26 protein-coding genes are annotated in these 26,599 nt (G+C 55.8%); 5 read left to right on the forward strand and 21 right to left on the reverse strand.

From position 1 onward, the window contains the following. Positions 1–5 precede the first annotated feature (5 nt). The 9 genes from ACVKSX_RS05160 to ACVKSX_RS05200 form a co-directional block, all read right to left on the reverse strand. Positions 6–980: a hypothetical protein gene (locus ACVKSX_RS05160; protein ID WP_033767004.1), complete on the reverse strand. Its 975-nt coding sequence runs from the start codon at positions 978–980 to the stop codon at positions 6–8. A gap of 10 nt (positions 981–990) precedes the next feature. Continuing rightward, positions 991–1,782, reverse strand: a complete 792-nt coding sequence (locus tag ACVKSX_RS05165; protein ID WP_159226333.1) for a PP2C family protein-serine/threonine phosphatase — start codon at positions 1,780–1,782, stop codon at positions 991–993. After that, the gene (gene tagH / locus ACVKSX_RS05170; RefSeq protein WP_354438461.1) at positions 1,779–3,650 is read right to left on the reverse strand and encodes a type VI secretion system-associated FHA domain protein TagH; all 1,872 of its coding nucleotides are present in this window, start codon (positions 3,648–3,650) and stop codon (positions 1,779–1,781) included. Before tagH ends, ACVKSX_RS05165 begins: the two co-directional genes overlap by 4 nt. A 392-nt stretch (positions 3,651–4,042) precedes the next feature. Continuing rightward, on the reverse strand, positions 4,043–4,423 hold the full coding sequence (locus tag ACVKSX_RS05175) for a lysozyme inhibitor LprI family protein (protein WP_233600676.1): 381 nt from the start codon (positions 4,421–4,423) through the stop codon (positions 4,043–4,045). A gap of 41 nt (positions 4,424–4,464) precedes the next feature. Continuing rightward, on the reverse strand, positions 4,465–4,863 hold the full coding sequence (locus ACVKSX_RS05180; protein WP_033767000.1) for a lysozyme inhibitor LprI family protein: 399 nt from the start codon (positions 4,861–4,863) through the stop codon (positions 4,465–4,467). 79 nt (positions 4,864–4,942) lie between these two features. Next, the gene (locus ACVKSX_RS05185) at positions 4,943–5,317 is read right to left on the reverse strand and encodes a hypothetical protein (RefSeq protein WP_354438462.1); all 375 of its coding nucleotides are present in this window, start codon (positions 5,315–5,317) and stop codon (positions 4,943–4,945) included. Positions 5,318–5,466: 149 nt separating this feature from the next. Continuing rightward, on the reverse strand, positions 5,467–5,826 hold the full coding sequence (locus ACVKSX_RS05190; protein WP_010246094.1) for a T6SS amidase immunity protein Tai4 family protein: 360 nt from the start codon (positions 5,824–5,826) through the stop codon (positions 5,467–5,469). Next, positions 5,823–6,314, reverse strand: coding sequence for a type VI secretion system amidase effector protein Tae4 (locus tag ACVKSX_RS05195; protein WP_010246097.1), 492 nt, complete (start codon positions 6,312–6,314; stop codon positions 5,823–5,825). The genes ACVKSX_RS05190 and ACVKSX_RS05195 overlap by 4 nt, the downstream gene beginning before the upstream one ends. 49 nt (positions 6,315–6,363) lie before the next feature. Continuing rightward, positions 6,364–6,846: an Hcp family type VI secretion system effector gene (locus ACVKSX_RS05200; protein ID WP_010246100.1), complete on the reverse strand. Its 483-nt coding sequence runs from the start codon at positions 6,844–6,846 to the stop codon at positions 6,364–6,366. A gap of 322 nt (positions 6,847–7,168) precedes the next feature. Between ACVKSX_RS05200 and ACVKSX_RS05205 the strand changes: the two genes are divergently transcribed. Continuing rightward, positions 7,169–7,387: a hypothetical protein gene (locus ACVKSX_RS05205; RefSeq protein WP_010246103.1), complete on the forward strand. Its 219-nt coding sequence runs from the start codon at positions 7,169–7,171 to the stop codon at positions 7,385–7,387. Positions 7,388–7,584: 197 nt separating this feature from the next. On the opposite strand, the gene ACVKSX_RS05210 is transcribed toward ACVKSX_RS05205, so the two are convergent. The 11 genes from ACVKSX_RS05210 to exaC all read right to left on the reverse strand — a co-directional run bounded on the left by ACVKSX_RS05210 (position 7,585) and on the right by exaC (position 22,188). Further along, positions 7,585–8,244 carry a hypothetical protein gene (locus tag ACVKSX_RS05210; RefSeq protein WP_010246109.1) on the reverse strand — a complete coding sequence of 220 codons (660 nt, stop codon included), beginning with the start codon at positions 8,242–8,244 and terminating at the stop codon, positions 7,585–7,587. A 133-nt stretch (positions 8,245–8,377) separates the two neighbouring features. Beyond that, positions 8,378–9,877, reverse strand: coding sequence for a type VI secretion system contractile sheath large subunit (tssC, locus tag ACVKSX_RS05215; protein WP_010246111.1), 1,500 nt, complete (start codon positions 9,875–9,877; stop codon positions 8,378–8,380). Further along, positions 9,874–10,407, reverse strand: a complete 534-nt coding sequence (gene tssB / locus ACVKSX_RS05220) for a type VI secretion system contractile sheath small subunit (RefSeq protein ID WP_010246114.1) — start codon at positions 10,405–10,407, stop codon at positions 9,874–9,876. The genes tssC and tssB overlap by 4 nt, the downstream gene beginning before the upstream one ends. Before the next feature lie 81 nt (positions 10,408–10,488). Further along, positions 10,489–11,502, reverse strand: a complete 1,014-nt coding sequence (gene tssA / locus ACVKSX_RS05225; protein WP_354438547.1) for a type VI secretion system protein TssA — start codon at positions 11,500–11,502, stop codon at positions 10,489–10,491. Between the two features lie 16 nt (positions 11,503–11,518). Further along, entirely contained in the window at positions 11,519–12,235 is a 717-nt protein-coding gene (tagF, locus tag ACVKSX_RS05230) for a type VI secretion system-associated protein TagF (protein ID WP_010246121.1), read from the reverse strand. Between the two features lie 14 nt (positions 12,236–12,249). After that, on the reverse strand, positions 12,250–15,879 hold the full coding sequence (gene tssM, locus ACVKSX_RS05235) for a type VI secretion system membrane subunit TssM (RefSeq protein WP_354438463.1): 3,630 nt from the start codon (positions 15,877–15,879) through the stop codon (positions 12,250–12,252). Positions 15,880–15,882: 3 nt separating this feature from the next. After that, complete coding sequence (locus ACVKSX_RS05240) at positions 15,883–17,121, reverse strand: DotU family type VI secretion system protein (protein WP_010246128.1); 1,239 nt, start codon at positions 17,119–17,121, stop codon at positions 15,883–15,885. Positions 17,122–17,135: 14 nt separating this feature from the next. Continuing rightward, a complete protein-coding gene (tssK, locus tag ACVKSX_RS05245) occupies positions 17,136–18,479 on the reverse strand; it encodes a type VI secretion system baseplate subunit TssK (RefSeq protein ID WP_010246132.1) in 1,344 nt (447 codons plus the stop codon). Between the two features lie 5 nt (positions 18,480–18,484). Beyond that, positions 18,485–18,979, reverse strand: coding sequence for a type VI secretion system lipoprotein TssJ (tssJ, locus tag ACVKSX_RS05250; RefSeq protein ID WP_010246135.1), 495 nt, complete (start codon positions 18,977–18,979; stop codon positions 18,485–18,487). Positions 18,980–19,002: 23 nt separating this feature from the next. Continuing rightward, a complete protein-coding gene (locus ACVKSX_RS05255) occupies positions 19,003–19,599 on the reverse strand; it encodes a hypothetical protein (RefSeq protein WP_010246138.1) in 597 nt (198 codons plus the stop codon). A 1,068-nt stretch (positions 19,600–20,667) separates the two neighbouring features. Further along, on the reverse strand, positions 20,668–22,188 hold the full coding sequence (exaC, locus tag ACVKSX_RS05260) for an acetaldehyde dehydrogenase ExaC (RefSeq protein WP_010246141.1): 1,521 nt from the start codon (positions 22,186–22,188) through the stop codon (positions 20,668–20,670). 232 nt (positions 22,189–22,420) lie between these two features. Here exaC and ACVKSX_RS05265 point away from each other — a divergent pair, with 232 nt between their 5' ends. After that, positions 22,421–22,984 carry a class I SAM-dependent methyltransferase gene (locus ACVKSX_RS05265; RefSeq protein ID WP_010246144.1) on the forward strand — a complete coding sequence of 188 codons (564 nt, stop codon included), beginning with the start codon at positions 22,421–22,423 and terminating at the stop codon, positions 22,982–22,984. Here the strand turns inward: ACVKSX_RS05265 and ACVKSX_RS05270 are convergent. Further along, entirely contained in the window at positions 22,972–23,697 is a 726-nt protein-coding gene (locus tag ACVKSX_RS05270) for a glutamine amidotransferase (RefSeq protein ID WP_354438464.1), read from the reverse strand. The genes ACVKSX_RS05265 and ACVKSX_RS05270 overlap by 13 nt on opposite strands. Positions 23,698–23,870: 173 nt before the next feature. On the opposite strand from ACVKSX_RS05270, the gene ACVKSX_RS05275 reads away from it, so the two are divergent. The 3 genes from ACVKSX_RS05275 to ACVKSX_RS05285 all read left to right on the forward strand — a co-directional run bounded on the left by ACVKSX_RS05275 (position 23,871) and on the right by ACVKSX_RS05285 (position 26,552). Then, positions 23,871–24,755, forward strand: coding sequence for a DMT family transporter (locus ACVKSX_RS05275; protein WP_354438465.1), 885 nt, complete (start codon positions 23,871–23,873; stop codon positions 24,753–24,755). Between the two features lie 46 nt (positions 24,756–24,801). After that, on the forward strand, positions 24,802–26,187 hold the full coding sequence (locus tag ACVKSX_RS05280; protein ID WP_354438466.1) for a CoA transferase: 1,386 nt from the start codon (positions 24,802–24,804) through the stop codon (positions 26,185–26,187). A 104-nt stretch (positions 26,188–26,291) separates the two neighbouring features. Then, on the forward strand, positions 26,292–26,552 hold the full coding sequence (locus ACVKSX_RS05285; RefSeq protein WP_061901548.1) for a type II toxin-antitoxin system RelE family toxin: 261 nt from the start codon (positions 26,292–26,294) through the stop codon (positions 26,550–26,552). Positions 26,553–26,599 lie beyond the last annotated feature (47 nt).

Below are 26,599 nucleotides of genomic sequence, written 5' to 3' on the forward strand. Positions count from 1 at the left end.
TTGCGTCAGTTAAGGGTGCGGTAAACCGCAGCGGCGGGATCTTTCAGTTCAGGATGCAGTTTTTCCACCAGCTGCACGCTCAGTGCGGCATCGCCACTGATCCACGGCGACCAGACTTTACGGACTTCCTGCAGACGCGCCTGCAGCGCACTCTGATCGGCGGCTTCGCTGACGGGCATCTGCACCACCACCTGACGCGTTGCCTGCCAGCCGTTAAAGCGGTTGCTGAACGGCAGAATCAGCCAGCTATCCGGGGATTTTTCATTGCTCAGCACCATGCGTTCACTGTTGACCGTGGTGATGTGCAGTTCAGCGGTGGGCGACTGATTGCTCAACCCCATCACCGGGAAACCCTGCAGGAAGGTCACGCCGACTGCCGCAGGTGCGCCGTTACCCTGTTGCGTCAGTCGGCTGTGTCCGCTGAGCCAGCCATCCGAACCACAGATCAGCCCCTGATTTGCCGGAACAAACAGCGCGCTGCCCTGTGCAGGGTGCTGCCACCAGGTACGGAAATGGCAGCCATCCAGCAGACTGAATTGCAGCCACGGCGACGTGTCGGCCTGAGCGGCGTTACGTAGTGCGTCTGCGGGGACCGCTGTAGCCGTCGGCTGGACCGGCTGCGTCGCGGGCGGCGTCACCACGGTTTTCCACTGCTGCGCACGAGCGGCGCTGCCAGTAGCAATTTCACTCCCCTGCGCATCGGTCAGTTGCCAGTGCAACTGTTGCAGCGGTTTACACTGCGACGCCATCAGTCCGGCAACGCGGGGCAGAAAATCTTTCAGCACCGCGGCGTTTTTTTCGCCCAGGGTGACGATGCGCAGGTTAATGGTGCTGTTACACCAGCTCGACAGCTGATTGTTTTTTACGTCATCAATCCAGACATCCAGTTTCTGTGCCGGGGACTGTACGATGCGATAGTTTTCAGCATAAGCCTGCGTGCTGAGCAGCAGCGCAGCCAGACCCAGTAATCCATATTTCATGTTGGCGTTCTCAATCTCGCAGAGGGAAGAACTGCGCCGCTTCAGAGAGCGAGTGCAGCAAGGTGGTGTCCTGAGGTGATCCAATCCAGACGGCCAGCGCGCTGAAATTATCCTGCTGCCCCTGATCGGGCTGATCGTTCCTGATGATTTGCTGCATCAGCGTCAGCCACTCTTCCGGCGTATTCACCATGTGCAGCGACTGCTGCATCTGTTCCAGCGTCACGCCGTGCCAGAAACCATCGGTGCAGAGTAAAAAGGCGTCGCCATCTTCAATCCCGACCACCTCGCTGTAGCTGGCGTCACGCTGCTCATCGCCCATCCCCAGCGCAAAATAGAGCAGATTGCTGTTAATGCCTTCGGTGCGATGTCCGGCATCTTTCATCTGCTGCACCAGGCTGTGGTCGGTGGTCACGAGATAGAGATAGCCGCGACGGAACAGATAGAGGCGGCTGTCGCCTGCATGGGCCCAGCAGGCCAGATGGTAGTCGCGGTCAATAAACAGGCTGACCAGCGTAGTGCCCATCCGGCTGTGTTCGCTGCTGGCTTTCTGCTGCTGACGGATGGCGTGATTCGCCTGATTGACGTAGTTACGAATCGACTGCGCATTGAGATGCGCATCGCCATCAAACGACTGCAGCAGGCTGCTGCGGGCAATCGATGCCGCGATGTCCCCGCCGGGAAATCCGGCCACACCGTCGCAGACCACAAAGCAGGCCGAGCGCTTACCGATGACATCACCGATCTGATCCTGATTACTGGCGCGATCGCCCTGATTCGACGACGAGGCAATAGTGATATTCATGCGTCATCCGTGTGGGTTTGTGAGTCTTTGTACTGATTAACTTCCAGGTCATAGGCGTGCAGGAACGCTTCGCCGAACGGGGTGTGGAAATCGTCTTCGATCTCGCCCGCCGTCTCGCCGTAGCGCTCAACAAAATGTTCCCACAGCGCCGCTTTACGGCTGCCCGGCAGGCCGATACGTGACACCGATCCCGCCTGACGCGCCTCCTCCTCCAGCTGCTCCGGGTTAAAGGATTGCAGCATTGAGGCGATGATGGCGCGGATACCGGCGATCATGCCCAGCTGGTGCGCCTGCAGATCGATCAGCGCATCACGCACTGCCTGACGCGGCGGCATAAAGCCCGGCATCCGGCTGCCAAACATCTGCATTAAGACGGTTTTGCCTGAAGGCAGCAGCTTGAACGGGTTGTTGGCGTCGTCGAGGATCACCGTCATGTCAGCCTTCACCCCGCGCTTGAGGATCGAACGCGAAGAGAGTAGCGCCACCGTACCCTGCGAAAACATGCTCAGCATCTGCCCGAATTGCAGCATCTGCTCACGGTCAAATTGCGGCGTCGGCTGCAGGTCGCGCAGACCCATTCCCTCCAGCAACGCATCCAGTAGTTCTCCCTTGAGGGCATCACCGCTGCTTTCGCTGGGTGTCGTCGGGTGCGCAGCGGCGGCATGATGGCGACCGGAAGCTACGGGATCGATGCGCAACCGCCCTTTCGGCGTCGGGGATGGCGTACGCTGTACCGCCTGCGGCGTGGGCAGCGTAATTCCGCCGTAATCGATCTGTGGATTTACCGCGTCAGACTGGCCGGGCAGTTCCTCGTCAATCAGCGGTGTCTGCTGCTGTGCCTCAGAGTGAGGCTGGCTGTGAGTCTCATGCTGTGATTCGTCGAAGCTGAACAACGGTGAGTGATCGGTGTCGGTCAGGCTGGCGGGATCCTGCTGCGATGGACGTGCGGCCATCGGCTCATTTTTTGCCACCGGTTGAGGTGGCACATGCAACGTGGCCGGTTTCGGCGTCGTCAGCTCCGGCTGGGCCAGCGGCACCGCGTTGCCCATCATCAGACCCAGCGGATCATCATGGTTGCGCGCATCCGTACTGCTCTCGCCGTCAAACAGGCTCAGCGGATCAAGTTCAGCGGCAGGCGTTTCAGCCTGCGGTGGCGCCGTGTTTTGCTGAGCAGACAGCGTGCTTGGCGTCCGGTCGTCAAAAATACTCTGCTGCCCGAACAGCGCATCGCCTTCATCAAACAGGCTGCTGTTTTTTGGCTGCTGACCATAATCCAGCGGCGCATCGTTAATCAGCTGAGCCAGCGGATCTTCCGGATTTCGGTCAGGACGAGCGGGCGCAGTCAGCGGATGGGCCTCAGGCATCTCTGGCGCAGCTTTGCGTTTAGAGAGATCGTCCGAAATCGAAAACTCTTTCGCCAGGCTGTCCCAGATTTCGCTGGGAATGGCGGCGGTGGTGCTGGCTTTTTCCGCTGCCGGTTCGCGAGCGGGTGCTACGGACTGCACCGGCTCAGGACGCGGAACAGCCCTTTCACTCTGCGGCTGCTGCGCACTGTTGAGATCGCTGACCAGCAATTGGTAATCATCGATGCCCAGTATATCTCCATCCTGCAGCTCAACCTGACGTCCGCGTTCCAGCGGAATATCGTTGAGTAACACGCGCGTCACATTGCCACGGTTGGTCAGGCGACATTCGCCATTTGCCGTGATATGCACAATCGCCTGCAGGCGGGAGAGTGTGCGATCGTCATCCGGCAGCACCAGATTATTATCCACACCACGACCAATGGTGCCGCCAGGCGGAAAGAAATCACAATGAGTTTGCGGCGGCTGTTGGCCGGGTTTAGTCGTTATTATCGTAAAGCGCATAACGGATTCCTGCGGTTAGCGGTTCGGCATCTATACCGCGCACCTCTCGGGGAAAGGCGCGGGGTATAGAAAGCAGGGGGATTTAATTTTGGGAGTTGTCTCTTTAAATACTCTGCTACTGGATTAATTCAATTATTTAAACAGATAAAAATTATATTTATTTAAGAAAATGAAGCTGCGTTAACGGCTTATCTTTAATTAACATACAGGGTAAACATTAAAATAGTTGCAAAGATGATTGCATTACAGCCACCAGAAGCCACTCTGCTGAAATGTCATTTATACAGAATTATTTACCGGCATTGAAAAAACGGGATTACAGCGTAATGCAGAGAGTGATATTCATAGAGAATATCGTGCCCAGCCTGTAAACCCTGAGCACGACGACATAATCAGTAAGGCAGTTGCTTCAGAATAGCAGTGCGTTCTTTGTCGATGCGGATAACACAGAGGTTGGTGGCAACCGCATTCGCATTGCTGCCATCTTCAGCGGCAAAGGCTTCCAGCTTGCACTGACCATCACGATACTTCAGCCAGTTACGCTGGGTATCCACCAGCGTGCCGACATAGTCATCAGCCAGTTTTTTCTGCGTGCCGTACATCTGTACAATGCGTTTTTTAGCCGTCTGGTATTCTTTGTTGAGGTCATCTTCCGCCAGCTTCTTCTGCTGAACAGTACACTGAAATAGCGCACCGTCTGAAGGCTGTTTTGCACAGGTATCTTCAGCGAGCGCTGAAGCGCTGATGCAAAGAGACACAGTGATTAAAGCCAATTTATGCAGTCTCTTCATATTTTTCTCAGCAGTCTGCACCATCAATGATAAGGAATTAACTTAAGTTTTTTAATTCTTTGCTCGTTAAGTTCAGAAGTACACATATTAATATTAGCGTTACTTAAATCACTTCCCTTATCTGCAGCATAAGAAGCCAGTTTACAATCATTCTCTCTATACTTCAGCCAGGCTCGTTGAGCTTCAGTCAACGCATCCATATACTGGCTTAACTCTTTGTTGTCACCTTTAAAAAGCGTTTCAACTCTGGTCTTAGCCAGCTTATATTCTTTGTTTAAATCAAGCTCAGTTTCGTTCCTGTTTTTCTGGGTGCAGGTATAAACTTCCTGGTCATTATTGCCGTTTGAACAATCACTGATTGCATAGACGGGGGAAACATAAAAAGCTGTGACACACAGCAACAAAGAAAAATAATTTCTCATTGAAAATCTCACCTGTAATAACACACCTATGCCTGAGAACAAGTGCAGACTCAATATGCCGGGTTTTTTATAAACGATGTTATTTAATCACCCCAAGATCCCGAGCAATAACTTTACTTTTAAAGGTTACAATATATTCCCAGAGGCCGCTGCCCTTCTGGCTTGGATAAAACGAATAATCATACTGGCCGTTAGTAAAGCGATAACCCCGGAAGTCGCAGACGTCAGGACAATTTGAATTTATGGTTTCACCTTTAAGAAATATCGATGAATTGTCTTTTACTCTGGTTGACTTACGCGAAACATCATCACAGGTGACGTTACCTTCATCACAACCATATTCAATATCCGCTTTGAATATTTTTCCTTCAAAGTGTGAAACTGACTTCGCCAAAGCAAATGAAGGTGAAACTATAAGCACCATCATAATCAAATGACTTACTTTGTTCATCATGTGGCAAGTTCCGTATAAGAGTAATTTACACTACACTGCTCAACTTCAGGATTAATTATCGGCTTCATTTAACTAAACATATTCTCTTTTGAAAATTCGCTGCTGATGTTTAGCGCTGCCTCAACTTTTAATTCCCTTAAAAATAAACGCTATTTCTTATACTTATTGTAAAGCGCCTCAGCATCCTGGCTTTGCGAAAGCAACGTGCATTTCATCATGTTGAAGTTTCCTGTGACCGAGCCAGTCAGGTTCATCTTCAGATAGGCATTGATTAACTTATCGCCTTCGCTGAAAGCTTCAACAGGGAGATGGCTTACCTCTAACCAGGCTGATGCGCTTTTAAAGGCATCATCGGTAAAAGCCTTGTCAGTGGCAGCTTTACCTGCACAACGGTTCAGAAGCCAGTTGCTGAAAATCTGCGGTTGCCTGAATGAGTCAGGCGCCGGTGGCGATATCGCCAGCGCGGCTGGAGATAACGTCAGGGCAAATAACATCAGGAATTTTTTCATTTTAGTATCCACAGGGAGGCAACATCAGGAACAAAACTACCATTTTCTGCGCCACCCAGGAAGTGACAGGTATCAGAACAGATGTTGCCATTCCAGAGTGTCACGTGTCCGCGGGCATTGCTCCAGCCACTGCCCTGAAAAACAATAATTCCCTGTTTACCGTTAAATGAACCGGGTTTTGGTGACGTCACGTTCAGGTCTGGCTGACCGAAGGCGCCGACTAAAAAGTCCATCATATCGTTGACGCGAAACATATAACGCTTTTTGTCTTTTCCCGTCACGGTTGCATAACGACTGTTGGCGGGTATGGGAACACCAGTGTAATTAAGGACATAGCTCATTCTGATGGGACAGGCATTCTCGAAAATTCCGGAGGAGATATTCGCTTCTACTTTACCACCCAATATTTCCCCAACCTTCTCAACGGGAACATTAACTTCTGAGAAGCGGTTCCAGGCGGCCGAAAATTGAGGTCTTAAATGTACCATCGCAAAACTCCTTTATAGCCTCCCCCTGAGGGGAGGCTGCTGACCAGAATTACGCTTCTTTGTTGCCTTTGATGTCCCAGCCGGCGCTGCTCTCTGCGCCTTTGCCGCCGGAAGAGCTCTGCTCCCAGTACTGCTGCTTCACTTTAGAAGCCTGGAAGGAGTAGGTCATTCCCAGGGTATCGCCGTTGTCGGAACCATTGTAATTTACAGCGGTAACCAGAACATCTTCCAGGGTAATGCGTGCATACTCAACCTGAGAGCCACCCGCTTTACAGATAGAGAGTTCGACTTTAGCGAGATGTTTACCGCTTGCGCAGTTCTTCAGCAACGCCGTGGTCGATTTGTCGATCAGTGCATTAACGTGCAGGTCGTTGAAGTTAACCTTACCCGCACCGCCGCCGCCGCCAACAGACATGTTGCCTGGCTGAGAAGCACCCCATGAGAAAGAGGTGATATCAGTCCAGCCAGTGTGGTTTGAGTCTTTAGACTCGCCGGTGACTCCGTCAACCTTCATAAACATATCAATAGCCATTATCTTTCACTCTTTATTGGTTAAGATTATTGCTTTCAAAAAAGCAAGGATATGGCAAAAAGAAAAGCATGGGGCTGAATAAAACAGTCCATATTTTACCTTTGCCTTGCTTCTGAAATATCGTTATAAACCATATTCCAGACGTCGTATTGCCGGTTATTTAACCGGACAAAAATCGGTATGCATTTTCATGGCGAGAACAACAGCAGATAATCTGATGCCCTGCCATAGACCTCATGCCCAGGCGGTCATTTCATAGACAGCATCCTGGCAGATCGTTTATAGTAAGCAGGCGCTTATAAAGTTCACAGAAGGAATGAATATGAAAAAGATCATCTCACTTTTCCTGATAGTCGTGTTGTCGCTGCTCTCTCTCTATGCCATCGCTGATATTATTGGTTCGATATATCTGGTTGCTCGCTATGAAAACTTTACTCTTTCTTCCTCCGGGATTATTGCTGGTAAAATTCTCTTCACCGCCGTCTGCGTGGCCTTTATTTTTATTTTAATTAAGATATCACGCAGAAAACTGGTTAATTAATTTGCTTCAACTTTTGCGCCACGGCATAAAGCGATATTGACGCAGTTATTGAAATAATAATCAGGACTGCGTTAATAACCTTACCCATTACTGATATGTCCCAGTCAAAAAACAGAATATAATAACCCGAGCAGGTAATTAATATCAGGGCAGAAAAAAAGGTCAGCAGATAACTCATTAAAAAGAGAGCGGCCTTTTTAAACATCATGCATTCCTTCCACAAAGTTAGTAAAGACCTCATTGGCGAGCGGGGAGTTATTCTGTTGCAATGCAATTGCATCCAGCCAGGGATCAATGTTGTCCTCCAGCAGGAAATAGAGTAAATCAAGATCGCCCGCTCCGCGCAGCAATGCGTACACCTCCTTGTTCTTTTTCATCAAATCTCTGGAGGTATAGATCGATCTTGAAACTGATGCGCCAATTGTGATGATCCCTGTCATCCCCGCGCTAAAAAGAAACTTAGGTATGACCCGACTAAAAAATCGTGAGACGATCGCATCCACAAAAAGGTATTTAAACGTAAAAGAGCCTGCAGCGCTTCCGCCCATTTTGACCAGCATTTTTTCTAACTGCTGTTCATTAAGGCGTTTAATATATTGCTCAACCACCAGCTTAATTAGTTTCCTGAGATCGTCACTGGTCGCCCCTTTTTTCAGTAAGGTGAGCAATCGAATACGATCCGTCTCGTTATCCCAGCGATGATCGCTATCTAAAAAGTCTTTGGTCAGCGCATAGAGATCACCCGGAATAGAGGTAAATCCACTTATTGCACTCACCATAAACGTCTCAACGCCTGATTTCTTTTTGGTATTGAACAGGCCCAGCATGCCATCGGCGATATTTTTCGGTGAATCCATGTCCCACATCCTTTTTTATGCAGCAATCTTTCCCGTAAACCGGGAGCGTAAAACCCTTTGTCCCGGTTAACTCTGTGACTCAAGGGAAACGTGATGCCCGGTCATCCCCGGCATCACGCCTCCCTTTCAGCCCTTACGCATTATCATTTTTCAGCGACGGCAGCTTAGAGACCAGACGCAGAGAAACCGTCAGCCCTTCCAGCTGGTAGTGCGGACGCAGGAAGAATTTCGCGGAGTAATAGCCAGGATTATCCTCCTGCTCTTCCACATTCACCTCGGCAGCCGCCAGCGGCTTGCGTGACTTGGTCTCCTGCGAGGAGTTAGCCGGATCGCCATCGACATAGTTCATTACCCAGTCGTTCAGCCAGCGTTCCATTTCATCACGCTCACGGAAGGAGCCGATCTTGTCGCGCACGATGCATTTCAGGTAGTGCGCGAAACGGCAGCAGGCGAACAGGTACGGAAGACGCGCGGCCAGACGGGCATTGGCGGTGGCATCGGCGTCGTGATACTCCATCGGCTTCTGCAGTGACTGCGCACCAATAAAGGCAGCGAAGTCAGAGTTTTTACGATGCACCAGCGGCATAAAGCCATTTTTCGCCAGTTCGGCTTCACGACGATCGCTGATGGCGATTTCGGTCGGGCACTTCATATCCACGCCGCCGTCATCGCTCGGGAAGGTGTGGCACGGCAGATTTTCCACTGCCCCACCCGACTCCACGCCGCGGATTGCGGTGCACCAGCCATACTCTTTGAAGGAGCGGTTGATGTTGGCGGCCATCGCGTAAGCCGCATTGCTCCACGTATAGTTGCCATGATCGGAACCATCGGTCTGCTCTTCAAAGTCAAAGCTGTCGACCGGGTTGGTACGGATGCCGTAAGGCAGACGCGCCAGGAAGCGCGGCATCACCAGACCCAGATAGCGTGCATCTTCCGACTCACGCAAGCTTCGCCAGGCAGCATATTCGGTGTTCTGGAAGATTTTGGTGAGATCGCGTGGATTCGCCAGCTCCTGCCAGGACTCCATCTGCATCACTTCGGGCGCGGTGCCGGTGATAAACGGACAGTGCGCGGCTGAGCCGATACGCGCCATCTCACCCAGCAGCTCAACATCCTGCGGGCTGTGGTCGAAGTAGTAGTCGCCCACCAGGCAGCCAAACGGCTCGCCGCCGAACTGACCATACTCCTGCTCATAAATCTTCTTGAACAGTGGACTCTGATCCCAGCCGGCACCCTTGTAGCGCTTCAGGGTGCGGCCCAACTCCTGCTTGGAGATGCTCATAAAGCGGATTTTGAGCATCTCGTCAGTTTCGGTGTTGTTCACCAGATAGCTCAGGCCGCGCCAGGCGCTTTCCAGCGACTGAAACTCCGGATGGTGAATAATCTGGTTCACCTGCTGCGACAGTTTTTCGTCGATCTCCGCGATCAGCGCCTGAATGGTGCGATAGGCATCACTGGAGACGGTAACGGTGTTCTCCAGCGCCTGCTGCGCCAGGGTTTTCACCGCGCTTTCGACCGCAGCACGTGCCTGATCGCTTTTTGGCCGGAACTCTTTATTCAGCAGCGCGCTGAACTCATCCTGACTGAAACTGGCTGCGCCCTGCGACTGCGGTTGTTGTGAAGTCTGCGTCATGCCTGCGGCTCCTTACCTTCAGTGGCCTCATCCTGCTTTGGCAGATGGGTCAGGGCCTGCAGCAGCGTAGGATCCTGCAGCACCTTACCAATCAGCTCTTCCGCACCGTTTTTGCCATCCATATAGGTCAGCAGGTTAGCCAGCTGGGTACGCGCTTCCAGCAGCTTGCTCAGCGGCTCCACGTTGCGGGCCACCGCGTCCGGCGAAAAGTCATCCATGCTGTCAAAGGTCAGATCGATGTTCAGCTTGCCTTCGCCATTCAGGGTATTGTCTACCTGGAACGCGGCGCGCGGCTTCAGTGCTTTCATGCGTTCATCGAAGTTGTCGATGTCGATTTCCATGAATTTACGATCATCAATGCCTGGCTGTGGCTCCAGCGGTTTACCCACCAGATCCGCCAGCACGCCCATTACAAACGGGAGCTGGATTTTGCGTTCCGCGCCATAAATTTCCACGTCATACTCAATCTGAACGCGAGGCGCGCGATTGCGGGCAATGAACTTCTGCCCACTGGATTTGCTTGTTGCCATGGTTTTCTCCATACATGATGCGCGGATAAAGTGTCACAGCAGGCGCGCAGGTCCTGCTGAGTGTGTGTGCGTCACGCCTGCTTAATCGCGACGTCCGAAAATGGTTTCCAGCTGATGTACGCCGTCGGGTGCCAGTTCGCGGATGATCTCCAGAAAGTCGCGCTCGATTAAGCGCTGTACACGGTCGATCATCAGCGGGGCCGGATGACTCGGCTCATGCTGGGTGAAGTAGAGCTTTACTTTCTCCAGCATCAGCTGCGCGTCGGCGCGGGAACTGATCTGCACCGTGCGCCAGTCAGCGGCAGCGCGCGGGCTGGCCGGTGCAGGCGATGCCGCGGTTTCTGCGGGCTGTTCCACGGCGGCTGTGGGGATCAGCGCATTCAGATCGGTGGCCTGGCAACGTTCAGCGATCAACGCAATCTGTCTGCGCAGCTGTGTGAGTTCCGGCACCGCGGCTTCGCCCAGCCGTTCGGTCACGGTTTCGCAGATGGTCTGCAGCCGCTCATGAATCTGCAGCACCGCCTCAATACCAGGCTGGTCGCCGCGCGCCAGTTCGTCGATCAGACGCGGCAGGCCGCCAGGATAGTCCGCGACTTCGGTTTTACTGCCGTCGCACAGGGCGGCCGCATCGCGCAGCGTGATGCCGTCAGAGGGATAGCGCAGCAGCCAGCACTGACGCACCGCGCCGCTCAGATCAGTTTTGTCACCCAGCAACGCCAGCGCATTAATGCGGTAGAAGGAATCCTGCTCGCCGAACTCCTCCAGCCGGGGCCACAGCGGCTCCCAGTAGAGCAACAACGCCTGTTCAATCAGCTTCAGGCCCTGGGCATAGCCCGGCAGCCCTTTCAGTTCGGTCCAGGCGTGGGTCAGCGCCAGCATTACCCGCAAATCTTTACTGCGCGCCAGCAGCGCTATCGCCAGCTTCTCGACTCTGTTCCAGTCGGCCGGTTCTGCCGGAATGATGGTGTTGCCAAACTGCTGCTCCGCTTTACCGGCGCTGGCCTGCTCCATCGCCTGAAAATCAGCGTGGTACTCCAGGTTATCGCCGCCGGGATTGTCCTCGCTGACCGGAGCCAGCAGAGCCTCTGTATTCATCGTCATGCGTGTCGCCTCAGGATTCAAACATCGGGGGATAAAGTCCGTTTCGTCCCGGCTTTGCCCCACCGGCCGGATCAAACAGCAATGAAAAGAGCTGGGCGGTAAAATTACCGCTGTGAACCTGGGTATAAAGCGGGAAACCGTCGCTTTGATTGGTCCACCAGAAACTGGTGTAGAACTGCGGGTCGAAGTTCTCGCCCGGCAGTGTCCAGTTCAGTGTCGAAGGGGTATCGCCATGCCCGATGACGTTGAGAATGTCTGACGTCTCGTCCGACTCCTGCGGCGGCTGCGGCTGAGGAATGCTGATCAGCGCCTGATCCAGCTGCTCCGGTGACCCGCCGCCCTGCACCACCCGCAGCAGCGTATTGCCCACCTGCTGATACCACTCGCCGGAGCGCGCCAGCAGGGCTGGCGACCACTCGGCGGGCGTGAAGTGGCGCAGTGCGCAGAGTGGGTAGTTACGGCCCACGCTGTCACGCGCGGCAATCAGGCAGCCCATCTGAATCAGCTGGCTGCCCAGCATCGGCGGCACCACAAAATTCCAGACCGGCGCGTTGAGGAACGGGCGCGACGGGGCGTTATCACTCTCCTGACTGCTCTGCCAGTGATGCAGGCCCACCTGAAACCAGCTGGACCATTGGCGATAGAGCACGTCCGGGAAGCGGCGCTTCACAAAGTCACCCGCGCTGGGCACTTTGCCGTACCAGCAGGGTGCAGCGTAATGAGTCATTGTCGGGTCCTGTTTCAGGGGCAGCTAAAGCCGGGAAGCTGGAACGGGTTACGAATGCTGCCAGGGGTGAACGACAGCGTGACCTGATGACCGTCCACGCTGAAACTCGCTTCGCGGGTCAGGCCGCCTGCCGCTGTCAGTCGGGCGCGGTCAAAGAAGCGATTGAGCGCCCAGGGACCGCTGGTGACCAGCGTGGAGGTGGTGCCGTTGGTCAGACCCAGCTGCATCCGCACCTGGCTGGTGCCGCCGGGGCCGGGCCAGCTGACCATCTGTACCGCCTGCGGTCCGTGGCTGTAGCGTAAGATCTGCCCATCCACATCCAGCGTCAGGTTAAGAATGTCGTTATCCATTTTTACCGTGCGCAGCGTGACGCGGAAGCCGGGCGTGGTCGCACCGTTGGCAAAGAAAGCATCGCGGATTGACTGCGCCTGCTGGAAGGGCCGCAGCAGGGCTTCGCCACCCGGCAGGGTTTTACCGTCAATGCCCGGCGTAAAGCGCCACGCCGCGTTGGTGGTGTCGACTTTGCTGGCCAGGTTGTCGCGGAAGAAGCTGTCCATCATGCCGCTGCCGGGTGCAAACATCCGCGCCAGATCGTCTGGTGTGACCTCACTGCGCGCAGAGCGAACCAGCGGATAGCGACCGGCGATCGCCTGGCGGCAGAAACTGCCCACTTCCATGGTGATGCGTTTGCGGACGTTATCCATATCGCGGCGCTGTGCGTCGCTGCTGGCACCCACCGCCATGCTGGAAACCATGTTCTGCAATGAACCCGGCAGACGGCCGGCACTGGCCTGCAGACGACTGATGGCATCGCTGGCCGGTGGCGGCATCCCGCTGTTCGCCGCATCCTGCACGGCGGTGAGGTAGCGATAGAGATCGTCAATCTGATGCAGGAAGTCATCCACCGCCAGCACCTTACTGCCCTGCTGCAGCGGCTGGGCCAGCTCCAGAACCGGCGCAAAGTGCAGCGCGACGGCCTGCTCCGGGAATGCCTGAGTAGCGGCCTGTCCGCGCGCGGCACTGGCCTCGGGCGAGGTAAATAGCGCTTCAAGGGTGCGGGTGGCGCTGTTATCCGACGGCTTTGCTGCCTGCGCGGTTTTCTCATCCGGCTGCGCCCGGTTCAGCGTCAGCAGACCACCGAGGTTGATCACCAGCTGGCGCAGCGGCGAATGGTTGCCCGACAGCAAACGGGCGGTGTTGATGCGTTGCGAGAGATCGGCGCTGCTGTTGAGCTGAATGTCGCTGAGGAACTGCTCCCACTGCCGGATATAGTCCTGCACGTAGAGCTGCCGCACCGCAAGATCCGTCTGCTCACTTTTCTGCTGCGGCGCCGCGCCGCCCAGCACCCAGAGATCGTCCTGATACAACGCCTGGGTCACCGGGGCAATCTGCTTATCCACGTGCTGCCAGTAGCCATCCGGCGTATAGAGACCCGCCACACCGTCATTGACCGATTTACCGCTTTTGCGGGAAAACACCAGCTCGCTCTGGGGGCCACCCAGCGCCGCCAGCGTCACCGGCTGCAGGCTGTCATCACGTTGCAGCAGGCGCTTCAGCCGTCCATAGACGCGCTGTGACAGCGGCATCTGATTAATCAGCGCCTGCTCGCGCTTTACCAGCGCTTCATCCTTCGCATACGGCGACGAGTGAATCTGCGTCTCCAGCAACTGTTGCAGGTGCCACGCCAGCTGTTTCACCTGCTGCTGAGTGACGTTCTGCGGCAGTTCGCGTGACAGGTTAAGCATCAGCCACGCCTGCAGGAATTTGCCATCATAGTGCTTTGGCTGATAGAGCATCTGATACGCCTTCAGCGCTTCATAGCTGTAGTCAGCATCACTGCCGTTGTCATTACGCAGCCAGCGGGTGATGTTCTGCGCCACCTGCGGTAACAGCAGCTGTTTCAGTGCCTTGTCGTAGAGCGCACGGGTGGCATCGCTGACCTCGGTGCCGCGATAAAGCCCCATGCGGCGCGTCAGCGGCGGTGCTTCCAGTGAGAAGTCGGCGCTCTCCGGCAGGTGCAACAGGGTGTTGAGATAAGGCACCAGCGCAAAGAGATCGCCATTGACCTGCTGCTGAAGCTGATCGCCCAGTTGTTCAACCTGCGGCGCTTTAGCGGCCATCTCCTGCAGATAGGCTTTGTTTTTACTGTAGCTGGTGAGCCACAGCGCCCCGGCCACCAGCAATATCAGCAGCAGCGCCAGATAACCCGACCAGAGCCCGGCGCGGTTGCGCAGCTCCCACCAGCGGTTGCTGCCCGCCAGACCGGACTCCTGGAAAATCACATTTTCCAGCACCCCTTTCAGGAAGAAGCTCTGCCCTTTGTTCTGCGGGATGGGCGACTCTTTATCGACCTTATCCCAGCTTCCTGACTCGCCAGCCTGCTGCCCCGGCAGATTCAGTGCGCGGTTCAGCTCGCCCATCACCCGGTCAAACGGCAGTCCCTCCTGGGTGCCGCTGGCAAAGTAGATACCGCGCGGTGCGAACTGGGTTTCAAAATCGGAGCGGGCAAACAACGTGTCGAGCGCGTCTGCCAGCAACGGTCGCAGCGCCGCAAACTCCTGCGGGAAGAGATAGCTCTCTGCCCGCGCCTGCGCGTCGCTTTCCGTCAGCAGCCGATCGGCCAGTCCGGCATCCAGACGCTGTTGCAGCAGGGAGTACTCCTGCTGGAACTGGTTATTAAGTTCGAAATCGGCGGCGGACGCTTTCGCCCAGGGAAAGGTGAATCCCCAGATTTGTTCACGCTGCGCTTTATCCAGCGAGGCAAAGTAGCTGCGGAAGCCTTTGAGCAGATCCGCTTTGGTGACCAGCACATAGACCGGGAAACGGATGCCAAGGCGATCGTGCAACTCCATCAGCCGCTGACGCAGGGCCAGCGCCTGATTACGCAGCGCCTCGGGCGACTGCGACAGCAGATCGGAAACGCTCAGCGTGACGATCACGCCGTTGATCGGCTGACGTCCGCGATATTTACGCAGCAGGTCGAGAAAATGATGCCATTCGCTGGCATCACGCTCCTGCTGACTCTCCTGGGTACTGTAGCGCCCGGCGGTATCGAGCAGCACCGCGTCATTGGTGAACCACCAGTCGCAGTTGCGGGTGCCGCCAATGCCGCGCAGCGCCGACTTGCCGAATTTATCTGCCAGCGGAAACTGCAGCCCCGAGTTGACCAGCGCGGTGGTTTTACCGGCACCGGGCGCGCCAATGATCATGTACCACGGCAGCTGATAGAGATACTGACGGCCAAAGCGCTGTGCCCAGAACGGCGTGCCCTTGCTGCTGTGGCGCTGGAAGTGCGCCTTTTTCAGCATGTCAGTGGCTTCAGAGAAACGCCCTGCCAGCACCTGCTCTTCACTGGTCAGGCGCTGACGATCGGCTTCCGGCGCATCGCTTTTGCCGGTTTCGAGGCTCGACATCAGCTTGCGATTGAGCCAGATGTTATAGAGCCGCGGAATCGCCTGGCCTAAGCCCCACACCAGATAGAGCAGCGCGATACTGATAATGCGGTTCTGCTCCGGCTCAAGCGGGCGCGAATCGACGATTGAGAACACCGGGCCAATCACCCAGATGATAAAAGAGAGCGCGGTAATGCCGACAAAGCCCCACGCGAGGCGGCTGGTCAGCACCGCAAACAGAATATTCAGCATGGATCAGTTCCCTCTCGCCAGGCCGTTGAGTTCGGCATGCGTCGCATCCGGTGCCACCAGCAGGGTAATTTCAACACGACGATTACGTGCGCGATTTTCTGCGCTGTTATTAGGCACCAGCGGATTGCTTTCACCGCGCCCTTCCGCTTTCACCCGTGACGGCTGCGCCAGCTGCTGTTGCAACAGGGTCTGTACTGACCGGGCACGCGCCAGCGAAAGCTCAAAGTTGGAGGCGAAGCGGGCACTGCGGATCGGCACGTTATCGCTGTAGCCAATCACCTGAATCTGGCCGCTGACATTGTTCATGGCAGCAGCGATGCGCTGGATTACGTCGGTGTAACGTCCACGTACTTCGGTGGCCGCCGAGGCAAACAGTCCGTCCCCTTTCAGCGTCACCACGCTGCGGTCCGCTTCGTCACGCACCGCTACCAGCCCGGCATCAATTTCCGGTTTCAGGAAAGCGCGCAGATTCAGCGTGGCGGGTGGTGGTGGCGCAGGGTTGCCGATCTTCACTTCCGGCAGCGCCGTCTGATAGATACGGGCCAGTACCGGCGAGGTGTAATCGCCGAGACGCCAGTTGAGCACGATATAGAACAGGCAGGCCGCCAGCCCCGCCACCGCCGCACAGGCCCACAGCGGGATCATTGGCCGCCACAATTTGCGCAGGACCGGCTGATCGGTGGGATGCGGAGACAGCGCTGCTGCATAATTGCCACGCACGCTTTTGATCATCTGCAGCAGGCGCTGTTTGATGGTCTCCAGCTGCGAGCGACCGTTGTCCAGCACCCGGTAGCGTCCTTCGAACCCCAGCAGCAGGCAGAAGTAGATCAACTCCAGCATCAGAATGTGGCGTCTTGGGTTCTGCGACAGCTTAGCCAGCAGCTGAAAAAACTTTTCGCCGCCCCAGGTTTCATTGTGAAAGGTGACCAGCAGACCATTGCTGGTCCAGACGCCGCGGCTGCCCCACGGCGTCAGCGCCGCCGCCTCATCCAGCGCGGTACAGAGACAGTATCGCGCGCCGATGATCACTTCATAGCCCAGGCCTGACTGCTGGCAGCTCAGCTCGAAGCGCCGAATCTGATCGATCAGCTGCTGACGCAGCTGCGCCGGGTCTTCATGTGATACCGAGTGACGGATCTGAGGAATGGCGTTAATCAGGGGGTTGGCCGCCGCGACCAGCACATTCTGATGGCTGGCCTCCGGCGCAAGATCGCTGTGTGATTTTTGTTGTTCCTGCATCATGCTGCGTGCTCAGTTTATGATTCTGACTGACTACGAATGGCCCAGAACTCCATGTTCAGACCTGGAAACTCACCGGCAAGATGCAGCGCAAAAGCGCCCGAGCGCTCCATCTCTTTCCATAGCTCGCTGTTCTTATCCAGTTCGAAATAGCTGTATCCGGCATGCCACGGGATCTGCGGCGGCGCGCCGGGCATCGCCCGAAGTGCCAGACCGGGCAATTGCAACTGCACCAGATCGCGAATTTTGCTGACCGGGGCGACTTTCATCTGCGCCGGGAAGTGGGTTTTGAGGGTGTCGGCTGGTACGCTGGCTTTCACCGCCAGCACAAAGCCAAACTCATGCACCATACTGCTCTCCGGCACGGTCGCGACGTTAAGACCGTGCGAGCGCTGAATCAGCGGCAGCTGAATCGCGCTCTCTTCCATCACCTGGGACAGCCCCTGACGCAGCAGCAGTGACAGGCGGCTAAAACAGCTGTGCAGATCGTCATGATCGTAGAGCGGCAGGCCATCGGGCGCGCGGGCTGGCGTCCAGGTACTGAGCTCCGCCGCCAGTTGCAGCCAGTGGCTGTAGAGCGTTTCAGGATGCAGCAGCGGCAGATGTTGCAGATGAGTGTGCAGGCCAAGCTGACGATTGAGCAGCGCCAGCAGCATAAAATCGACCATATCCGCGCTGTTGAAACGGCCGGTGCCCGGCGCACGCTGACTCAGCTGCTGGCTACGTTGCTGGATCAGCCCGTGCAGATCGTTAAACATGTTTTGCAGCGGACGGCTGCTGTTAAGCGTCAGCATCGGCGGGATGTAGTCGCTGTCGAGCCGGATATGGTTGTCGCTGCGTTTTTCAATCACCTGAGCCACGCCCATGGCGGTCCACTCGGCGGTAAGATCCTGTTCCAGCATCAGCCGCAGACGCAGTTTGCCGAACTGCACCGTGGCGCTGCCCACGGCCTGGGCATTGTCATCTTCCACTTCCGCTTCCCAGGCGAGGTAGCGCGCCAGAGAATCCTGCGACTCCTGAAAGGCCACCGCTTCGCGGCCATTGCGGCGTGCCGGAATGGCCAGCACCACTTTGCTGCGGTCAACGGAGGCAGGCAGATCAAGCGGGGCCGGACCGTGCTGTGGCTGGCTGAAGGCAAAAAACGTGCCGTCAGGCAGACAACCGCTGGCGGCGCTCAGCGCCAGTTTCCCCTGGCGCAGCAGCGCTTCATCGAACTCCAGATCGTAAAAACCCCAGGTATAGGCGCGCTGCGACTGGCCCCACTCACGCAGGGTGCTGAGAAGATAATTTTCTGACTGCTGGAAATGGTGAGGACGCAGAAACATCCCCTCGGTCCAGACCACCTTTTCGGCTCTGTTCATAGACATCACTGTTTTTCCACGCGAAGGCCGTTAATCCCCGCCACAATGCGCGCATTCAGCTCACCATCGTCACGCTTCCAGAACGCCCAGAATGAGGGTGATTCGCCTTCGGGAACCGGCAGCGACAGTCGCCAGACCTTGCCATCCAGCGCCTGATATTCCGCCATGATGCCGATGAAGCGCGCCTCGGGCAGACTCTTAATCCGCAGCGTTTTATGGGGCTGAGTGGAAGTCAGGAAGAACTGTTGCGTATTGAGTTGCGCATTACCCAGCGCATTAGCGGACTGGTTTTGCAGGGAGTAGAAGTCAGCCGACATAAACTCCGCATCGGAGGTCAGTAATACCACCCGGACTTTCAGCGGCGCACCGCCGTTAACCTGGTTTTGCGCCTGAACGTCCAGGTTGTACCAGGCAACGGGCTGTGGAGTACTGCTGCACGCGGTCATCAGCCACGTCAGCAGCACTATCAGCGCCCCACGCCATTGCGTTGTTGTCATCATCCCGCCCTCCCTGCTTAGTGCGATTAGTTAATAATCCAGGTTCCGTTAGTGCTGTTCTGGCAGGCGGTGCTGTCACCGTTTACCGCAACACAGGTTTTCTTCTTGCTGCTGCGCACCCGGCGCTTCGGCTGGTCAGCCTTAATCGTCTGATCGTAAAGCTCGCTTTTCACCACGGCGCGAAACGGCACATAGCCGGTCAGCTGAACAGTTGCCTGCGGTGCTGCGGAGGGCGTTGACTCTTTAACGGCACTGCTGGCTTTACCCGGTTCAGGTTCTGCTGACGCCTGAGCGGGTTCACCCAGCGCCAGCCAGTTGTTCTCTACCTGACCAATCACGGTGTAGCTTTCGCCGGTTTTCAGCGTCTCCACCACCTTGCCGCCAAAACTCGGATGGCTCATCACCGAAGCGGGATAGAGCGCACGGTAGGTTTCATTGACCGGGCTGAACTGCGCAGGCGGTTTAACCGCATAACGGTGACTGATCACCACGCCATCCACGGTGCTGGTGACCAGCGTGTCATCCGTCATTTTTGGCGGCGTTTTACAACCCGCGACAGAAAAAACAAACATCAGTCCTAACGCAATACGGAGCTTCACCATTTTTTTCATGTTGTGTTCCATTCATATCCTGGAGAGTGGCCAGAGGCCGGTTGTCAGTAATGAAAATCGGGGATGTGGTGCTGATAGAGCGCCACTTAGTGCCAGCCTAAAAGAAAAACCTTAAGCAAATAGCGTTAAAGTGCCATGGCGAGGCACGTTAAAAGATCAACTAACGTTAACTATTAAAAAGCAACTATGGCGACCGGGACGGGTGCAGCGAGAAATCTGAGCTGGCAAGAAATGATCAGAAACATGATCTATTTTTTTCCGTCAGATTGGATGAGGCAGGCAAAACCCAAGCTTTACTTATGCCATCCCTGGCCGAAAACTGACATATTGACTCAGATTTACACTTGAGACGCTATTCGCTGACAAAAGAAAAAAGCGCAGCGCATAGACTGATTTTCCTGTTTTTACGATCACATTCAGTAAGTTACAATATGTGTATAAGCTCATAGCTACCGCACGAGCCAGGTATATCCTGCCCGTAGGTATAAAATCACAATCCCTTTGTAAACATAAGCTGCGAGTTTACAGAAGATTGACAAAATTTCAACGGGCCACTTTCATAAGATTTTACTTAAGTAAAGTTTAAGTAATTTACTTAGTGCAAATATGTGTTACTTTTAATCACTCACTTAGGATTATTCCTAACAAGATGAGCAACTATGAAGTATTCTTACACAGAAAACAGACACCCCTGTAGTCAGCATTAAAAAAACTCATGTAAAAAATGGCGCTGCTTCACCAGGCCGGAATGAAGGTTAACGGCGAGGTGACCGTAATACGTGGCAGTTTTTAGCGTAAGAAAAAGTGAGATAATGGTTACAAATCAGCAAGTTGTTTCATTACGGTACGGTTCAGAAAGGGCTGAGGATGAGGTGGTCGTGAAGCGAGATAAGCGAAGCGCAAAACGGCCCGGCGTCGCTTTAAGAAAGGACTGATTAATTGTTCTTTATCGGCATTGCAGCCATCGCCACGCTTCTGATGCTTCTCAGCATGCCCGGCTATGTTGAGCAAAAAAAACCACGCCGTAGCGTGGTTCTTAGGGAAGAGTGCAGGGTTATCCTGGCAGGTTGCGGGCCAGAACTAGAAGAAGCCCAGCGGCTCGATACTGTAGCTGACCAGCAGGTTTTTAGTCTGCTGATAGTGATCCAGCATCATTTTGTGAGTCTCACGCCCGATACCCGACTTCTTATAGCCACCAAAGGCAGCGTGCGCCGGATAGAGGTGATAACAGTTGGTCCAGACGCGCCCGGCTTTAATCGCCCTGCCCACCCGATAAGCACGGTTGATATCGCGGGTCCAGACGCCAGCACCTAACCCATAGATGGAGTCGTTGGCGATACTGATTGCTTCTGCCTCATCTTTAAAGGTGGTGATGCCAATGACCGGGCCAAAGATCTCCTCCTGGAAAACGCGCATGCTGTTGTTGCCTTTCAGCAGTGTCGGCTGAATGTAGTAGCCGCTGTTAAGTGAGTCATCCAGCTTCTCTACACCACCGCCCACCAGCACTTCCGCGCCCTCCTGTCGGGCAACCTCAAGATAAGAGAGAATTTTATCAAACTGCTGCTGCGACGCCTGCGCGCCTACCATGGTATCGGTATCCAGCGGATCGCCACGTTTGATGGTTTTTACTCGCTTCATCACGGCCGCCATAAAGGGCTCGTAGATCGACTCCTGTACCAGCGCCCGCGACGGACAGGTACAGACCTCGCCCTGATTCAGGAAGCCCAGCACGACGCCTTCGGCGGCTTTCTCTATAAAGCTCTCCTCCGCCTGCATGATGTCTTCAAAGAAGATGTTAGGTGATTTACCGCCCAGCTCGACGGTCGAGGGGATCAGGCTTTTTGCTGCCAGCTCCAGAATATGACCGCCGGTTGCGGTAGAGCCGGTGAAGGCTACCTTGGCGATGCCGGAATGGGAGGCGAGCGCTTCACCCGCCTCTTTGCCGAACCCATGCACCACATTCAGCACACCCGGCGGCAGCAGATCTTTAATCAGATCGACAAAAACGGTGATCGACAGCGGGGTCTGCTCAGCCGGTTTCAGCACCACACAGTTACCCGCGCCCAGTGCCGGAGCCAGTTTCCACGCCGCCATTAATAGCGGAAAGTTCCATGGAATGATCTGCGCTACCACGCCCAGCGGCTCATGGAAATGATAGGCGGCGGTGAACTCATCAATCTCGGCGGCACTGCCCTCCTGCGCCCGGACACAACCGGCAAAGTAACGGAAGTGATCGACGGCCAGCGGCATATCGGCCGCCAGGGTTTCGCGAACCGGTTTACCGTTATCCCAGGTTTCATAGACCGCCATCGTCTCCAGATGCTGTTCCAGCCGATCGGCGATTTTCAGTAACAGCAGCGAGCGTTGTTGCGGCGAGGTCTTGCCCCAGGCTTCCGCCGCCGCTGCCGCAGCAGCCACAGCGTTATCAACATCGGCAACGTCTGAGCGCGGAAACTCACCGGCCGCAGAGCCGTTCACCGGGGAGGTATTGGTGAAGTAGTTGCCGTTCACCGGCGCGACGAATTCACCATTAATGAAGTTGCCATAATTCTTTTGTAGGGTAATCAGAGAACCCTGTTCTCCGGGGGCGGCATAACGCATGATCATTCTCCTGACAGGTGACTGATGTAACAATGATGAAACTTATTATTAACATGAAGCATCATCAAGAGCCTGTCAGTTCTGTTAACCGGAAACTGTGACCGCCCCGAAGGAATGGGTGTTTACGCTTCGTCTTTAGATAATTCCGACTTTTACCCAAAAGGCTGGTCAGAGAGAAACTTGTGCGGCACAAAGGGGTCAACGTGAGGATGAATTCATTCTGGAGATGAGCATGCTGGCTTCAGCTTTTACCCTGATGCGCGCTAAAGCCAATTTCGTGCATCAGTTTATCCGCAACCCGCGCAAGATGGGCAGCATTACGCCCTCGTCAGAGGCGCTGTGCCGCACCATGATTACGTCGGTGGAATGGCCTGAAAAGTTACGTATCGCCGAACTCGGCGCAGGCGACGGTGTACTGACGCGGCAGATACTGGCGCAGATGTCACCCGATGCCACGCTGGATGCCTTTGAGATCAGCAGCACGCTGGCCGATAAGCTTAATGCGCTGAACGATCCGCGCATGACGGTGCGCACCTGTTCAGCGGAGTACCTGAGCGGAGAATATGACGTGATCTTCTCCGGCCTGCCGCTGCTCTCATTACCCACTGAATTGCGGGAGGCGATTCTGCGTGCGGTGTATAACGCGCTCGGGCCCAACGGCGTCTTTGTACAGTTCCAGTATACCTCGCTGACTCAGCCAGACCTGTCGCGCTACTTCACCTGGGAGCGCCAGCGGGTGCTGAAAAACGTGCCACCCGCCTGGGTCTATCGCTGCACGCGTCACTACGCGCCCTGAGCTTGCGCCTTTGCAGGGCGCGTTTGTTGCCAGAACGCCACCAGCAACTCACGCGCCCAGTCTTTCCCCTCCATCGCGTTTGCCCCATCTTCTGTACAGCCTTTGGGCATACAAACGTTCATGATGTGCCGTGAAAATTCAGGATGAAACTGCACCGATAGCGCCTGCGGCGAATAACGGACAATCTGACAGCCATCGCGCGCAGAGGCGGCCAGCACCTGCGCCTGTTGTGGCGCGCTGATCACCGACTGGCGATGTGACAGCCAGACGCTGAAGTCCTGTGGCAATTTCTTCAGTAGCGGATCGCGCTGCGCCTCCGGCATACAGTTGATTGGTAACAGCCCGCGTTCCCATCCATTGGGATTGTCCGCCACCTCGCCACCCAGCGCATAGGCCATCAGCTGGTGACCGTAGCAGACCCCCAGCAACGGCAAGCCGTTATCCATCGCTGCCCGAATCCATACGGCGCTGCGTTCGCTCCAGTCAGCGTGATCGGTGACCATCGCCCAGGAACCGCTGAGGATCGCCCCGGAAATCTGGTCGAAAGCGGGTAGCGCCTCGCCCAGATGGGGCCGTACAATCAGGTATTCATCGGGTTGCAGGTTTAACGCGTCGATAAACCAGCGCGGCTGTTCACCAATCTCTGAGACGACGTTAGCAGGTGGGACTTCAAGCTGAATTAACGCAAGGGGTAAGGCGGACGTGTAGGTCATACCGAATCAGTTCCTTTAAGAAGTCGTTTCAAATCAGTCTGCCAGCAACGCGCCCGAAAGTCTCATCAGGCTGCGCCGCAATCGCAGAAAATTTCTCCCTGCGATTGGCTGCAATGCCGCAGTTCGTGCCATCATTAGCGGGCTAAGCAAAAAAACATCGAAAGGATATTATCGTGGCTGTGCGGCATTTTTTTCTGATTCTGATGGTGGTTTCAATCTGGGCCTTCAACAACGTTGCGGTGAAATGGGGCCTGCTGGAGCTTCCACCACTTTTCCTGACGTTTATGCGCTTTTTGGTCGTCGCCATCGTACTGGTACCGTTTTGCCGGATTAACCGTCAGCAGCTACCCTGGCTGTTGCTGCTGGCTTTCACGTTCGGTTTTATGCACTTCTCGCTGCTGTTTGTCGGCCTGCGCTATACCGATGCCGGCACCGGCGCGATTGTGGTTCAGCTCGGTACACCCATTGCCATGCTGCTGGCGATGGTGGTGCTGAAAGAGAAGCTGAAGCTGGTGCAGCTGATGGGCATTATGATCTCGCTGAGCGGCGTCGTCGTGCTCTCCGGCAGCCCGACGATTCCGTCGTGGTGGGTGCTTTGTCTGTTGTTGTGCAGCGCCACCGGCTGGGCTGTCAGCAACCTGATTGTGAAAAAGTCACCGCCGATTAAACCGCTGACCATGACCGGCTGGATTGCGTTTCTGGCCATTCCTGTCGTCGGCGCATCCAGTCTGTTGATGGAATCACATCAGCTCTACGCCCTGCAAAATGCGGGCTGGCATGGCTGGTTTGCCATTCTTTACAGCGCTATCGCCTCGTCAATTGTCGCCTATACACTGTGGTATATGCTGCTGAAGAAATATAACGTCAACCTGATCATGCCCTACTCGCTGCTGACGCCGGTATTATCCGTGCTGATGGGAATTGTGGTGCTGGGCGACAGCCTCAACAGCTTCAAGATTATCGGTGCGTCGCTGGTGATCCTTGGCACTGCTATTGCCGTAATCAACCTGCGTAGCCTGCGGATGCATGCCCGCTTCCCGCGCCTGCGGCGTCGTTAATCCCGCGTGCTATGCTTGAGAAATCACCTCTCTCAGGAAGCACAACATGGACTCACCGCTTGCCGCCTCTCTCTGGCAGCAGATGCAGCAGGGATTGCGAGGTCGCGATGCCGCCTGGCCTCTCCCCGCCTTCGTTGATCGCGCCACCTTCTCTTCTGCCTTTGCCGTCAGTGAACTGGCGGCCACGAGCATCGGTCTGGCAACGCAGGCTGCTGCTGCGCTTATCGCCACATCCCGCCCTGAATTCGCCTCTCCGCCCGTCACCGTCACCGTTAACGTCCGGCTGGCGTCACGCTGGTTTCAGCAGAGCTTCCATCCGCTGAATCGCGCGGCGCCCGCGATGTGGGATGCGTTTGCCGGTGACTATCGCAGCCGGGATGGCTGGATCCGTCTGCACACCAACGCCGCGCATCATCGGCTGGCGATGGAGCGGGTGCTGGGCGCGCACGCCGATCGCGCAGCACTGGCGCAGCAGGTGCAACAGTGGCAGGCCAGCGAACTGGAGCAGGCCGTTATTGATGCGGGTGGCTGTGCCGCAGAGATGCGCAGTGCCGCCGCCTGGCAGCAGCATCCGCAGGGCCAGGCCGTGCAGCGCGAACCGCTGTTTAGCTGGCAGACCACACAACAGGCAGCGGCGCCGGAGTGGCCGCTGGCCGAAGCCCGTCCTTTAATGGGCATTAAAGTACTGGATCTGACGCGGATTATTGCCGGGCCGGTCGCTACCCGTTTTCTTGCCAGCCTGGGAGCCAGCGTGCTGCGCATCGATCCGCCCGGCTGGCAGGAGCCGACGCTGGATGAAGAGATGAGCTGCGGCAAGCGACGAGCGGTGCTGGATCTGACTCAGCCCGCCGATCGCGAGCAGTTTATCCACCTGCTGCGTGAAGCAGACGTGCTGGTGCATGGCTATCGGGCAGATGCGCTGGAACGGCTCGGGTTTGACGCGGAGACCCTTCAGTCACTCTCACCCGGTCTGGTTGATGCCGGCCTGAATGCCTGGGGCTGGCAGGGTCCGTGGCGCAATCGCCGGGGTTTTGACAGTCTGGTGCAGATGGGATGCGGCATTGCTGAAAGAGGCATGCAGTGGCAGCAGAGCGATAAACCGGCCCCGCTGCCGGTGCAGGCGCTGGATCATGCCAGCGGCTATCTGCTGGCGGCGGCGGTACTGGAGGGATTACGGCGACGCATTACTGAGGGCCACGGCAGCCAGGTCCGGCTGTCGCTGGCGCGCACCGCGTGGCTGTTGCAGCAGCATCCCACCGATCAGCGCACAGGCTCCGGCATTGCGCCGCAGGTTAAGGATAACCTGCCCTGTTACGAATTAACGCCGTGGGGGTTTGGAGTGAGGCTGCGAGCGGCCGCCTGGCTGCCCGGCACCCCACAGCTCTGTGCGACGTCAGGCTGTGCGCCGGGTACGCACCCGGCGACGTGGTGAAGCAAAACATTAGATAATAAGAAAAATAATGTTGATAGCATTAGATTGCTATCTTATTATTTACACATGGCTCAGGGAAGAAGTTCATTGAAACGGGGTGCAGAATGGTCAGGGTAGACTGGTCCAGGCGGGCATTGAAGCACCTTATGAAGATCGACAAACGTTATCAGAAAATCATTTACCAGAAGGTGGGTGAGTTAGTCAGTTTCCCGGTCGTCACACTGGACATTAAAAAAATGCAGGGCAGAGATAATCACTACCGGCTGCGGGTTGGCAACTACCGGGTCCTTTTTACGTTAACCGGGGGCGAACCGGTGATTCTGGAAATTACAGAGGTAGCAAGAAGAACATCCGTCACTTACTAAAGCTTTTTGGATACCGGCATAGCCTTACGCACTCACGACCTCTGCTG

This window comes from Pantoea sp. PvP021, assembly GCF_054056055.1.